We start from the raw sequence: 12,862 nt of genomic DNA, 5'->3' as shown, positions 1-12,862 counted from the left end.
GGTTAGTCCATAAAAAATCATCGCTTCCGCATAGTATTGGAATGCGGATCGCAGGATCAATCCCTGCCCGCCCGACACCATTGCACCGCGTCGGGGAGATGTTACTCTGCCGCTTTAACGCTGCAGGAGAGATGACGTGATTCGTTTTGCCATTGTGGGAACAAACTGGATTACACGCCAGTTTATTGATGCCGCTCATGAAACCGGAGCGATGAAGCTCTGTGCGGTTTATTCACGCAGTCAGGAGCAGGCCGACACCTTTATTGCCGATTATCCCTGCAAACAGACTTTTACCTCACTGGAAGCGCTGGCCGCCAGCCCGGAGATCGATGCGGTCTATCTTGCCAGCCCCAACGCCCTGCACTGCCAGCAGGCGCTGCTGTTTATGTCGCACGGCAAGCATGTGATTTGCGAAAAACCGCTGGCCTCGAATCTGGCGGAAGTGGAGCAGATGATCGCCTGCGCCCGTGAGCATCAGGTGGTGCTGTTTGAGGCGTTTAAAACCGCCAGCCTGCCGAACTTCCTGCGGCTGAAACAGGCGCTGCCTGACGTGGGCAAACTGCGGAAAGCGCTGCTGTGTTACTGCCAGTACTCCTCACGCTATCCGCGCTATCTCAACGGCGAGAACCCGAATACCTTTGATCCGCGCTGGTCGAATGGCTCCGTGATGGATATCGGATATTACTGCCTGGCCTCGGCGGTGGCGTTGTGGGGTGAGCCAGACCGTGTTCAGGCTACCGCGACGCTGCTTGAAACCGGCGTGGACGCGCATGGCGTCGTCGTGCTGAGCTACGGCGATTTCGACGTGACCATTCTGCATTCGAAGGTGAGTGATTCCAGCCTGCCCAGCGAGATTCAGGGTGAAGCGGGTGCGCTGGTGATTGAAAAGCTTTCGGAGTGCCAGCAGCTGACCTTTATCCCCCGAGGTGCTGAAAAGCAGGCGCTGAGTGAGCCGCAGCATATCAACACCATGCTGTATGAAGCGGCCGCGTTTGCGCAGTTGGTTGAGCAGCGTCAGGCAGACCATCCCGGACTGGAGGTTTCTCGCATTACGGCCGCCCTGCTGACCGAAATCCGCCGCCAGACCGGCGTGATCTTCCCGGCCGATAAGACTGCTGTGTAAATATTTCTAAATATGTCTGGGAGGTGTTGCTTCCTGTGCGGCTAAACCGTAACTTAGCCTCCTGCAAAGGGGAGTAACTTGTAAGCTGATTGATCGTCACTACGTTGCGAAAGCATCCGGTCATCAGGCAACCCGGAATCTATTTCTGTGTTGTAAGTGAGACCTTGCCGGAAGGCGAGGTTTGCTTACACAAAAATAAGCGGCTGACGTCTTCTGACTTCAGCCGTTTTTTTTTCTTTTTAAGACAGGATACGAATATGCAAACTGTGGGTACGCCTTTACTGTGGGGCAGCTTTGCGGTTGTGGTGCTGATCATGCTGGCTATCGACCTGCTGTTGCAGGGACGCCGCGGCGCGCAGACCATGTCTTTCAAACAGGCGGCTGTCTGGTCGCTGATCTGGATTTCCGTCTCATTGCTGTTCAGCGCCGCCTTCTGGTGGTATCTGGAGGGTAGCGCGGGACGTGAAGTCGCTAATACGCAGACGCTCGCCTTCCTGACCGGTTATGTGCTGGAAAAAGCGCTGGCGGTGGATAACGTCTTCGTCTGGCTGATGCTGTTCAGCTACTTCTCTATTCCGGCCAATTTGCAGCGCCGTGTGCTGATCTACGGGGTATTAGGCGCTATCGTGCTGCGTACCATCATGATCTTCGCGGGTAGCTGGCTGGTCACGCAGTTCAGCTGGATCCTCTATGTGTTCGGTGCCTTCCTGCTGTTTACCGGCGTGAAGATGGCGCTGGCGAAAGAGGATGACGGTGCGGTAGGCGACAAACCGGTGGTGCGCTGGTTGCGTAAGCATTTACGCATGACCGACGATCTCGATGGCGAGAAGTTCTTTACCCGCAAAAACGGCGTGCTGTTTGCCACCCCGCTGCTGCTGGTGCTGATCATGGTGGAACTCAGCGACGTGATCTTTGCCGTCGACAGTATCCCGGCGATCTTCGCCGTGACCACCGACCCGTTCATCGTGCTGACCTCAAACCTGTTCGCCATCCTGGGTTTGCGCGCCATGTACTTCCTGCTGGCGAACGTGGCGGAACGTTTCTCGATGCTGAAGTATGGCCTGGCGATTGTGCTGGTGTTCATCGGCTTTAAGATGCTGATTGTTGACCTTTACCATATCCCGGTCGGTATCTCACTGGGCGTGGTGGGCGCGATTCTGGCATCAACGCTGCTGATAAATGCCTGGGTTAACCGTAAAAAAGACCAGAAAAAGATCGCACCATAATTACCTGCAGGGGCAGCGGATGCCCCTGTTTTATTTTGCGGCAGCCTGTCACGCCATTTCATCCCTCTGTCACACTTCCACTATTCAGCATAATAAAAATCCGACCTGCCCCACACTGACAGAACTTTCTCTTTTCTCAGCCTGTCATTTCCTTATACTCCGCCGGGCAAACCGTTTTAGCCGATGCAAAACATCGCGTCTGAAACTACATCCGCGACAAAATATAGAAAATATTATGCAGAAAACTCTCTCCGCACGTCTGGGCACGCTGCTCGCCGGAAGCCTGGTGAAGCAAATCATGATTGGGCTGATCGCCGGTGTGGCGCTCGCCTGGATTTCACACGATGCCGCGCTGGCAGTCGGTCTGCTGGGTGAACTGTTTGTCAGTGCGCTGAAAGCGGTCGCGCCGTTACTGGTACTGATGCTGGTGATCGCCTCGATAGCCAACCACCAGCAGGGCCAGAAAACCAATATCCGGCCGATTATCATGCTTTATCTCCTGAGCACCTTTTTCGCGGCGGTTGTCGCGGTGGTCTTCAGCCATCTGATGCCGCAGACGCTGACGCTGGCCGTGGGCAGCACGGAAATCGTTCCCCCTTCCGGCATTACCGAGGTGTTACGTGGACTGCTGATGAGCATGGTGTCGAATCCGATCACGGCCCTGATGCAGGCTAACTACATCGGCATTCTGGTGTGGGCCATTGGCCTCGGGCTGGCGTTCCGTCACAGCAGTGACACTACCCGCGCCTTCCTCAATGATGCCTCTGAGGCGGTGACCTGGCTGGTACGCTGCGTCATCCGCTGCGCACCCATCGGTATTTTTGGTCTGGTGGCGTCGATTCTGGCTTCAACCGGCTTTGGCGCGCTGTGGCAATATGCGCATCTGCTGGCGCTGCTGCTGGGCTGTATGGTGCTGATGGCGCTGGTAGTGAACCCGATGCTGGTGTTCCAGAAAATCCGCCGTAACCCTTATCCGCTGGTCTTTACCTGCCTGCGTGAAAGCGGCGTGACGGCCTTCTTTACCCGCAGTTCTGCCGCCAACATTCCGGTGAATATGGCGCTGGCGAAACGTCTGAATCTGGATGAGGATACCTATTCGGTGTCGATTCCACTGGGCGCGACCATCAGTATGGCGGGTGCATCGATCACGATTACCGTGCTGACGCTGGCGGCGGTGCATACGCTGGGTATCAGTATTGATGTGCCGACGGCGATTCTGCTGAGTCTGGTGGCGTCACTGTGTGCCTGTGGTGCATCGGGCGTGGCTGGTGGTTCGCTGTTGCTGATTCCGGTGGCCTGCAATATGTTCGGCATTCCTAACGATCTGGCGATGCAGGTCGTCGCGGTCGGCTTTATTATCGGTGTACTGCAGGATTCGGCGGAAACCGCACTGAACTCCTCAACGGATATTCTGTTTACCGCCGCCGTCTGTCAGGCAGAAGCGGAGCGCGAAACCAGTCGGGCATAAGATCGTTATTACCGTCGGTTAATCCTGTGCTCTTCGCGGATGGCAGAGTCCGATCGCAAACTCGCTTTACGCATCCCTGCTCGCTCGGCCCGCGCCTTCCATGGCGCGGGACGCTTTGCTCTTCGGACTCAGCCACCCGCTCTCTAAGCTTTTGAGCTACCTGAACGATCAAGTTTTAGAGCGTTACACCGCTTTTAAAAATCGCCAGCTCACGGAAATCGTTCTTCTCGTTGTTAGTCTGCTGACCGCTGGCGATCGCCACAATGCTGTGGACAAAATCTTCCAGCATCGCATCCATGCTCATCCCTTCGATCAACCGTCCGGCATTAAAGTCGATCCAGTGCGGCTTCTTCTCCGCCAGCGGCGTGTTGGTCGCCAGCTTCACCGTCGGCACAAAACCACCATACGGCGTGCCGCGTCCGGTACTGAACAGCACCATGTGGCAACCGGCTCCCGCCAGCGCACTGGTAGCGACCGCATCATTGCCCGGTGCACTCAGCAGATTCAGCCCCGGCGTTTTTAACCGTTCGCCATACTTCAGCACATCGACGACCTGGCTCTGCCCCGCTTTCTGCGTACAGCCCAGCGACTTCTCCTCCAGCGTGGTGATGCCGCCCGCTTTGTTACCCGGCGACGGGTTCTCGTAGATTGGCTGCTGGTGATCGATAAAGTACTGTTTGAAGTCGTTGATCATCGCCACCGTTTTGCCGAAGGTCTCTTCGTCGCGACAGCGGCTCATCAGAATCCGTTCTGCGCCAAACATTTCCGGCACTTCGGTCAGCACGGTGGTGCCGCCATTGGCAATCATCTGGTCTGAGAAACGCCCCAGCAATGGGTTCGCGGTGATGCCGGATAAACCATCCGAACCGCCGCACTCCAGACCAAACTTCAGCTCGCTAAGCTTGCCCGGCTCGCGCCGGTCGTGACGCATTTTTTCATATAACGCATGCAGACGCTCCAGCCCGGCTTCAACCTCATCGTCATGCTGCTGGCACACCATAAATTCCACCCGATCGCTTTCAAATGCGCCGAGGGTGTCGCGGAAGGCATCGACCTGATTGTTCTCACAACCCAGACCAATCACGAGCACCGCGCCTGCGTTAGGATGGCGCACCATATTCTGCAGCATGGTGCGGGTGTTTTCGTGGTCCTGCCCCAGCTGTGAGCAGCCGAAGGTGTGGCTGAACAGGAATGCGCCGTCAATGCCTTCTGCCTCCTGTGTCTCTTTCAGGAAACGCTGCAGGATCTGACGCGCAATGCCGTTGACGCAGCCGACGGTCGGCAGGATCCACAGCTCATTGCGGATGCCGACCTCGCCGTTAGCACGACGGTAAATCTGCACCTCACGATCGCCCGGCTGCTTTGGTAACGTCACAAACTCGGGCTGATACGCATACTCATCCAGATCGCTGAGATTAGTGCGGGCGTTCTGCGAATGGATTAACTCACCGGCGGCCACAGGCTGCGTGGCATGAGCAATGGGCAGCCCATATTTGATCACCAGCTCATCCTGCGCGATGGGCTGCAGGGCGAATTTATGTCCGCGTCCGACGGCCTGTTTCACCTCCACACTCAGTGGCGGCAGCGCTATCGTGTCGCCCGCCTCTAAGTCACGTAACGCCACGGCGACATTGTCGCGGGGATCAATTTTAATTGCGTCTTGCATAGCGTTATCTCAGTTGGCTCAGCGCCTCACGCATTCCGTGGGCGATGATATTTTGCAGGTGTTGGGTGACAACCGCAGCCAGTCCGGGCTGACGGGTTAAATCTTCGCCCCAGTGTTGCGCGTCGCTGAGCACGCCATCGACCAGCTGTGCCGGTGACATCTGGTCCGCATCAACCGCTTTCCAGGCGTCGGCGTAGCGCTGTAACCACTGCGGCTCATCCTGTAACGGCCAGCGTTTTCCGGCTGACTCGCCGCGATAAAAGGCGATCAACGCTGCCAGCGCAAAGGTGATGTGTGCCGGCCACTCGCCGGTTTGCTGATGCGCGGCCAGCAGTGGCGTCAGCAGACGGGTGCGGAACTTGGTCATGCCATTGAGAGCGATCGACAGCAGTGCATGACGGATAAACGGATTGCGGAAGCGACGCTGAACCGCATCGGCAAAGGCGTGCAGTTCATCGGCAGGCAGATCCAGCGTCGGGATCACTTCGTGACGCAGCAGGTTATCCACAAATCCGGCAATCGCCGGATCGGCCATCGCCTCACCCACGCTCTCAATCCCGGCCAGAAACGCCACCGGCACCATCGCGGTATGCGCGCCGTTGAGGATGGCCACTTTCTGCGCTTTATAGGGTGCAATGTCATCCACATGCCGGACCTGTGGCGACAGCGCCGCCAGCTTCAGTTCACTGAACAGCGCCGACGGCCCCTGAATCACAAACTGGTAGTAGACTTCGCCCGCCACCAGATAGCGATCTTCATAACCCAGCTCGCGTTGCAGCTGCTCGCTTTCCGCCGGGAAGCCGGTGACGATGCGGTCAACCAGGGTGTTGTAGAAAGCACAGTGCTCATTCACCCAGGTTTTAAATTCGGATGGCAGATGCCACAGATCGGCGTAGCGCAGCACCAGATCGCGCAGCGCGTCACCGTTATGGTCAATCAGCTCACACGGCACCACCAGCCAGCCCCGATCGCTGGCGCCATTGAAGTGGGAATAGCGCGCCCACAGCAGCTGCGTCAGTTTGCCGGGGAAGCTGCTGGCGGGCTGATTGGTGAGCTGATCCGTGCCGACAAAAGCGATGCCCGCTTCGGTGGTGTTGGAGAAGACTATGCGCAGATCGGGATTCCGGGCCAGCGCCATAAATTCACCAAACTGCTGCCAGGGCTGGATCTCACGATTGAGGCTGCGGATCAGCCGGGTTTCGCTGACCTGCTCGCCCTGGTCGTTCAGCCCGCGAATCAGCGTGGTGTAGAGACCATCCTGCTGATTCAGGCTGTCGCTGACTTCACGGTTGCGCAGCCGCACCACCACGATCCCGGCATCGGTGCCCTGATGTTCATTCAGCCAGTCAAGCTGCCAGTCAATAAAGGCGCGCAGGAAGTTTCCTTCGCCGAACTGGATCACCCGGTCGCGATAGACCGCGCCCGGAAAGTCGTGGCGGTTTAGCCTTTTCATCATCAGGCTCCCAGCTCGATGCCGAAGTAATCGCGGGCATTGTTGAAACAGATGTTCTGTACCATCTGACCTAACAGCGCTTCATCGGCTGGCGCTTCACCCTGCTCCACCCAGCGGCCAATCATCTGGCACAGCAGACGACGGAAATATTCGTGGCGGGTGTAAGAGAGGAAGCTGCGGCTGTCGGTCAGCATCCCGACGAAGCGGCTCAGCAGGCCAATCTGCGCCAGCTGAGTCATCTGACGCTGCATTCCGTCCAGCTGATCGTTGAACCACCAGGCGGAACCGAACTGCATTTTGCCCGCCTGACCTTCGCCCTGGAAGTTACCCGCCATCGTCGCCAGCACTTCGTTGTCGCGCGGGTTCAGGCAGTAGAGAATCGTTTTCGGCAGTGCATTATTGAGATTCTGCGCACCCAGCAGCCGTGCCAGCGGCTCTGCCAGCGGCTGGTCGTTGATAGAGTCGAAGCCCACATCCGGCCCCAGCAGCTGATACTGGCGCGGGTTGGTATTGCGCAGTGCGCCAATGTGATACTGCTGCACCCAGCCCCGGCGGGCATATTCGCTGCCCAGCCAGACCAGTACCGCCGTTTTAAACTGTGCCGTTTCCTGCGGATTTGGCGCGGCACCGCTGCGACGACGCGCCAGAATCCCATCCAGTGTGGCGTCATCCGCCTCGGCGTAACAGACCACATCCAGCGCGTGATCGGAGACTTTACAGCCGTGCGCGGCGAAGTGATCCAGCCGCTGATGCAGGGCGCTGCGCAGATCGTCAAAACGCTGCACGCTGATGTCGGTCAGCTGCTCCAGCGTTTCAATCCACGGCAGGAAGGTTTCGGCTTCGATATTAAACGCTTTATCCGGACGCCAGCTCGGCAGCACTTTGACGCTGAAGCTGGCATCGTCTGCCAGCGCGCGGTGATGGCGCAGATCATCCAGCGGATCGTCCGTGGTGCCGACCATCTTCACCTTCATCTGCTGCATGATGCCGCGCGTTGTGAAGCTATCCTGCGCCAGCAGTTCATTGCAGCGATGCCAGATGGTGTCGGCAGTTTTTTCAGAGAGCAGCGTGTCGGTGATGCCGAAAGGACGGCGTAACTCCAGGTGGGTCCAGTGATAGAGCGGGTTGCCGATGGTGTGCGGCACGGTGCGCGCCCAGGCGTCAAACTTTTCACGATCGCTGGCGTTGCCGGTACAGAACGCCTCAGCCACACCGTTGGCGCGCATTGCCCGCCACTTATAGTGATCGCCCTTCAGCCAGATGTCATAAAGGTTGGCGAAGCGATAATTTTCGGCAATCTGCTGCGGCGGTAAGTGGCAGTGATAGTCGAAAATCGGCTGATCTTTCGCATAGTCGTGATAGAGACGACGGGCGAACTCGCTATCCAGCAAAAAATCCTCGGTCATGAAACGTGACATACATGCTTCCTCATCGACTGAACCCCTGAAGGCTCAAAGTTATCATACCAATTTTAGTGGGATACGGATTTATTTGAGATCCTGCTCACATAAACGGCGGTAGCGGACTGCCGTTATGGACGTTTTTGTCGCCCGTAGCGCGCTAAATGGCTGTCATTACGCAGGTTTCCAGTATCCCACAGTGCAGAAAGGGTTTTTGTGATGGCACTCAACTTTTAAAGTTGTATAACAAGTTAGGCTCTCGTCCCATCATGAGGGCGTAAGTGACTCAGATAATGGCAAGGTCAGAACAGGGTTGCTCAGACAGGACCTGCGGGCGTGAGCAGAGCTGCATCACGTGCTGTCCCGCTCCAGATAACAACAGCGGCAAGACCGCATACAGAACTGGAAGAGGTAGAGGATGCGTAAGATCAAAGGGTTACGCTGGTACATGATTGGACTGGTGACGCTCGGTACGGTGCTGGGGTATCTGACCCGTAACACCATTGCTGTGGCGGCCCCGACGTTAATGTCAGAGCTGCACATCACCACGCAGCAGTACTCCTACATCATTGCGGCTTATTCAGCTTGCTACACGCTGATGCAACCGGTGGCAGGTTATGTACTGGATCTGCTGGGTACCAAAGTCGGCTACGCGGTGTTTGCTGTGCTGTGGGCGATCTTCTGTGCCGCCACCGCAATGGCAGGCAGCTGGGGCGGCCTTGCGCTGGCACGTGGTGCCGTCGGTGCGGCTGAAGCGGCGATGATCCCAGCCGGACTGAAAGCGAGCAGTGAGTGGTTCCCGGCCAAAGAGCGTTCGGTCGCGGTAGGCTACTTTAACGTCGGTTCGTCTATCGGGGCGATGCTGGCTCCGCCGCTGGTCGTCTGGGCGATCGTGGCGCACAGCTGGCAGATGGCCTTTATCATGACCGGTGTACTCAGCATGGCCTGGGCGCTCTGCTGGCTGGTGTTTTACAAACATCCGAAACAGCAGAAGAAGCTGAGCGATGAAGAGCGTGACTATATTATCTCCGGTCAGGAAGCGCAGCATCAGACCGGTAACACCCGCAAAATGTCGGCCCTGCAGATTATCCGTAATCGTCAGTTCTGGGGCATTGCCCTGCCGCGTTTTCTGGCAGAACCGGCGTGGGGAACCTTCAACGCCTGGATTCCGCTGTTCATGTTTAAGGTGTACGGCTTCAATCTGAAAGAGATTGCGATGTTTGCCTGGATGCCGATGCTGTTCGCGGACTTCGGCTGCATCCTGGGTGGCTACCTGCCGCCGCTGTTTCAGCGCTGGTTCGGCGTTAATCTGATCGTCTCCCGCAAGATGGTCGTCACGATGGGTGCGGTGTTAATGATTGCGCCGGGCACCATCGGCCTGTTCACCAGCCCTTACGTCGCGATTGGTCTGCTGTGCATCGGCGGCTTTGCGCATCAGGCGCTTTCTGGCGCACTGATCACCCTGTCATCAGACGTTTTCGGCCGCAACGAAGTCGCGACGGCTAACGGCCTGACCGGCATGGCAGCCTGGACCGCCAGCACCATGTTTGCGCTGGTTGTCGGTGCACTGGCCGATACGCTGGGCTTCAGCCCGCTGTTTGCCGCGCTGGCGGTGTTCGATCTGCTGGGTGCCGTGGTGATCTGGACCGTCCTGAAAAACAAACCGATTTCAGAGCTGGAAGCGGAAACGGTTATTCCGCCAGCCAGCGCCGTTCACAATTGATCTGCCGGGCTGGCGCAAGCCAGCCCATTTCCTCGCACCGCCTGAAGTGGTATAACAACTTATCTGTCTGCTACCAGGATTGTGCTATGGACCTCACTGAATCCCGTCGACTCTATCAACAGCTGGCCAGCGAGCTGAAAAGCCGCATCGAAACCGGGATCTACCCGGTCGGCGAAAAACTGCCTGCTGAACGCCTGATTGCCGAAGAGATGGAAGTGAGCCGCACCGTCGTCCGCGAAGCGATCATCATGCTGGAAGTGGAAGGCTATGTTGAGGTCCGCAAAGGCTCCGGCATTCACGTGATTGCCAGCCAGCAGCAGAACCGCATCGCTCCCACCAGCAGCCAGCTGGAGTTCGCGACGTTTGGCCCGTTTGAATTACTGCAGGCGCGCCAGCTGATTGAAAGTAATGTGGCGGAGTTCGCTGCAACCCAGGTGACGCGTCAGGACATCATCGATCTGATGGCGATTCAGGAAAAAGCCCGCCAGGAGGATCACTTCCGCGACTCCGAGTGGGACATGCAGTTTCATGTGCGTATCGCACAGTCCACCCAGAACAGTGCGTTAGCCGCTATCGTTGAAAAAATGTGGCTGCACCGCCTTCACAATCCCTACTGGCTCAAACTCCACGAACACATCGACCAGCGCAGCATTCTCAGCTGGTGCGACGACCACGATCAGATTCTCAAAGCCCTGATGCGTAAAGATCCCGCCGCCAGCAAGCTGGCGATGTGGCAACATCTGGAAAATACTAAACAGATGCTGTTTAACGCGACGGCGGATGATTTTGAATTTAACGTGGATCGTTACATGTTTGCTGAGAATCCGGTCATCCTGCCTGATGGGTCCAATAACGCCCGCTAAAAGTGCCTGAAAACCCCCTGAAATGGTCAGTTAGTCTGCAATAGTGTCAGGTCATGTAAAGCTCCTTTTTACAGGCCGTTTCACAAGGTAAAACTCCTGTTCGCAAGAGAGTTTTCCTGTCTCAGACAGGCGATTTTTGTTACAGTTATCGCCCTTTTATTACCCTGTGCGACAGGGGATTATAAAGTCGCTGATTTAACAATCAATTCTGGAAGGATCCGGAAAACCCCGCCCAGGCTGCGCTCCTAAAATGTATAACGAAATGCCGGTCTGCGTTTAAGTCCCTGTGGGACATGTTTAACACTGATGTTCAGGAATGAATTGATGGAAATTTTGCAATCGTTGCTGCATGCCCTGTGGCAGCAGGACTACGAAACCCTCTCCGATCCCACGCTGGTATGGGCCATTTACGGCGTGCTGTTCATGATTTTATTTTTAGAAAATGGCCTTCTTCCCGCCGCCTTTCTGCCGGGTGACAGTCTGCTGATTCTGGTCGGCGTACTGATTGCCAAAGGCACCATGAGTTTCCCCATCACGATTCTGGTTTTAACGACCGGTGCCAGTCTTGGCTGCTGGGTGAGCTACATCCAGGGCCGCTGGCTGGGTAACACGCCCACGGTACAGAAATGGCTCGCCCATCTTCCCGCCCAGTATCATCTGCGTGCGCACAGCATGTTCCACCGTCACGGCTTATCGGCCCTGCTGATTGGTCGCTTTATCGCATTTGTGCGAACGCTGCTGCCTACCATCGCCGGATTATCGGGCCTCAGTAACGCCCGCTTTCAGTTCTTCAACTGGATCAGTGCGTTCCTGTGGGTCGTGATTCTGACCGTTATCGGCTTCGCACTGGGTAAAACCCCGATTTTCCGTCGTTATGAAGACGAGATGATGTTCTTCCTGATGATGCTGCCGCTGGCACTGCTGGTGTTTGGTCTGGTGGGATCCCTGGTAGTGATATGGCGTAAGCGACAGGCGAATCAGAACGGGAAAGCCGAGTAATGAAACTGCTGCAGGCTATTCCTAAACGGTGGTTACCGTGGTTGATCGCTGGCGCGCTCGCGCTGGTCGCGCTTTGCGCGATCCCGCCTTTAATGAAACATGAAACGGTCGTGCAGATTCGGGTTTCCCATGCTGGCGCCACGCTGCCCGATGGTTTTTATCTCTATCAGCAGTTAAGCGCGCAGGGTATCCGTATCAAAAGCATTACCCCTGCGGGTGATGCACTGATCATCCATTTTGACAGCGAAGAGCAGAGTCTGGCTGCCCAGAAGGTGTTACGCCGCCTGCTGCCACAGGGCTTTATTGTGGCGCAGCACGATCACTCACAGCACCTCTCACTGGCGTAATCCCACGACTCTCCTCTTTTTTAAGACCGCCGCGGGTGAGTGTGGCGGTCTTAAAGGCGCTCTATCTCCCGGTCTTCTTTGAACTTTTTACTATGCGTGTCTATGCTTAACCGAGAGTCGATTCTCAGCACCCGTGGGCAAAAGATTCCGCGTGTGATGACGAATCAGGTCGCAATGGAAGGTTCAGGACCGATGAAATATCAAGTATTACTGGGAGTCGCGCTGTTTTCGCTGTCGGGTTCACTGCTGGCGGCAGAATCGCTGTGTGAACAGAAAGAGCAGGATATTCAGCGTGAAATCGGGATGGCGCAGAAGCATAACAACCAGCGCCGTGTTAATGGTCTGGAGCGCGCGCTGACCGAAGTCCGGGCAGATTGCAGCGATAAAAAGCTTGAGGCCGCCCATCTGGAAAGAATTAACGCTCAGAAGCAGAAAGTTGCAGAGCGTGAGCACGCACTCAGGGAAGAGCGTGAAGAGGGCCGTGACAGGGACAAGATTGCTAAGCGACAGGAAAAACTGGATGAAGCGCGCCGGGAGCTGAAAAAGTTACAGGCGGAGCCCTATTAATCGGAATTAACCAACTGATGTTAAAGG

Annotated in this window: 11 protein-coding genes; 8 read left to right on the top strand and 3 right to left on the bottom strand. The window is 56.5% G+C overall.

What is annotated here, in order from left to right; translation table 11 throughout:
* Positions 1–136 precede the first annotated feature (136 nt).
* The 3 genes from PU624_RS06785 (at position 137) to sstT (ending at position 3,817) form a co-directional block, all read left to right on the top strand.
* Complete coding sequence (locus PU624_RS06785; protein WP_283547034.1) at positions 137–1,123, top strand: Gfo/Idh/MocA family protein; 987 nt, start codon at positions 137–139, stop codon at positions 1,121–1,123.
* A gap of 257 nt (positions 1,124–1,380) precedes the next feature.
* Positions 1,381–2,349, top strand: a complete 969-nt coding sequence (locus tag PU624_RS06780) for a TerC family protein (protein ID WP_283547033.1) — start codon at positions 1,381–1,383, stop codon at positions 2,347–2,349.
* 235 nt (positions 2,350–2,584) lie between these two features.
* Positions 2,585–3,817 carry a serine/threonine transporter SstT gene (sstT, locus tag PU624_RS06775; RefSeq protein WP_283547032.1) on the top strand — a complete coding sequence of 411 codons (1,233 nt, stop codon included), beginning with the start codon at positions 2,585–2,587 and terminating at the stop codon, positions 3,815–3,817.
* 175 nt (positions 3,818–3,992) lie between these two features.
* Here the strand turns inward: sstT and PU624_RS06770 are convergent, their stop codons facing one another.
* From PU624_RS06770 to uxaC, 3 genes are read right to left on the bottom strand one after another with little or no spacing between them, the layout of a single operon-like run.
* Complete coding sequence (locus tag PU624_RS06770; RefSeq protein WP_283547031.1) at positions 3,993–5,483, bottom strand: UxaA family hydrolase; 1,491 nt, start codon at positions 5,481–5,483, stop codon at positions 3,993–3,995.
* A 4-nt stretch (positions 5,484–5,487) separates the two neighbouring features.
* On the bottom strand, positions 5,488–6,936 hold the full coding sequence (locus PU624_RS06765) for a tagaturonate reductase (protein ID WP_283547945.1): 1,449 nt from the start codon (positions 6,934–6,936) through the stop codon (positions 5,488–5,490).
* A gap of 2 nt (positions 6,937–6,938) precedes the next feature.
* Positions 6,939–8,354, bottom strand: coding sequence for a glucuronate isomerase (uxaC, locus tag PU624_RS06760; protein WP_283547030.1), 1,416 nt, complete (start codon positions 8,352–8,354; stop codon positions 6,939–6,941).
* Positions 8,355–8,754: 400 nt separating this feature from the next.
* Here uxaC and PU624_RS06755 point away from each other — a divergent pair, with 400 nt between their 5' ends.
* The 5 genes from PU624_RS06755 (at position 8,755) to PU624_RS06735 (ending at position 12,835) form a co-directional block, all read left to right on the top strand.
* Positions 8,755–10,059, top strand: a complete 1,305-nt coding sequence (locus PU624_RS06755; RefSeq protein WP_283547029.1) for an MFS transporter — start codon at positions 8,755–8,757, stop codon at positions 10,057–10,059.
* Between the two features lie 86 nt (positions 10,060–10,145).
* Positions 10,146–10,922 carry a transcriptional regulator ExuR gene (gene exuR / locus PU624_RS06750; protein WP_283547028.1) on the top strand — a complete coding sequence of 259 codons (777 nt, stop codon included), beginning with the start codon at positions 10,146–10,148 and terminating at the stop codon, positions 10,920–10,922.
* A gap of 324 nt (positions 10,923–11,246) precedes the next feature.
* Entirely contained in the window at positions 11,247–11,921 is a 675-nt protein-coding gene (locus PU624_RS06745) for a DedA family protein (protein WP_283547027.1), read from the top strand.
* Positions 11,921–12,268, top strand: a complete 348-nt coding sequence (gene mzrA / locus PU624_RS06740; protein ID WP_283547026.1) for an EnvZ/OmpR regulon moderator MzrA — start codon at positions 11,921–11,923, stop codon at positions 12,266–12,268. Before PU624_RS06745 ends, mzrA begins: the two co-directional genes overlap by 1 nt.
* 192 nt (positions 12,269–12,460) lie before the next feature.
* A complete protein-coding gene (locus tag PU624_RS06735; protein ID WP_283547025.1) occupies positions 12,461–12,835 on the top strand; it encodes a DUF1090 domain-containing protein in 375 nt (124 codons plus the stop codon).
* Positions 12,836–12,862: the final 27 nt, after the last annotated feature.

This window comes from Pantoea sp. Lij88 (genome assembly GCF_030062155.1).
Taxonomy (GTDB): Bacteria; Pseudomonadota; Gammaproteobacteria; order Enterobacterales; family Enterobacteriaceae; genus Pantoea.
The sequence above is the reverse complement of the archived record's forward strand: the minus strand, read 5'-3'. Positions and strand labels throughout refer to the sequence as shown.

Coding starts and splice junctions, on each gene's coding strand:
- PU624_RS06780 (WP_283547033.1), top strand. CDS start 1,381: ATGCAAACTGTGGGTACGCCTTTACTGTGGGGCAGCTTTGCGGTTGTG.
- sstT (WP_283547032.1), top strand. CDS start 2,585: ATGCAGAAAACTCTCTCCGCACGTCTGGGCACGCTGCTCGCCGGAAGC.
- PU624_RS06770 (WP_283547031.1), bottom strand. CDS start 5,483: ATGCAAGACGCAATTAAAATTGATCCCCGCGACAATGTCGCCGTGGCG.
- PU624_RS06765 (WP_283547945.1), bottom strand. CDS start 6,936: ATGAAAAGGCTAAACCGCCACGACTTTCCGGGCGCGGTCTATCGCGAC.
- uxaC (WP_283547030.1), bottom strand. CDS start 8,354: ATGTCACGTTTCATGACCGAGGATTTTTTGCTGGATAGCGAGTTCGCC.
- PU624_RS06755 (WP_283547029.1), top strand. CDS start 8,755: ATGCGTAAGATCAAAGGGTTACGCTGGTACATGATTGGACTGGTGACG.
- exuR (WP_283547028.1), top strand. CDS start 10,146: ATGGACCTCACTGAATCCCGTCGACTCTATCAACAGCTGGCCAGCGAG.
- PU624_RS06745 (WP_283547027.1), top strand. CDS start 11,247: ATGGAAATTTTGCAATCGTTGCTGCATGCCCTGTGGCAGCAGGACTAC.
- mzrA (WP_283547026.1), top strand. CDS start 11,921: ATGAAACTGCTGCAGGCTATTCCTAAACGGTGGTTACCGTGGTTGATC.
- PU624_RS06735 (WP_283547025.1), top strand. CDS start 12,461: ATGAAATATCAAGTATTACTGGGAGTCGCGCTGTTTTCGCTGTCGGGT.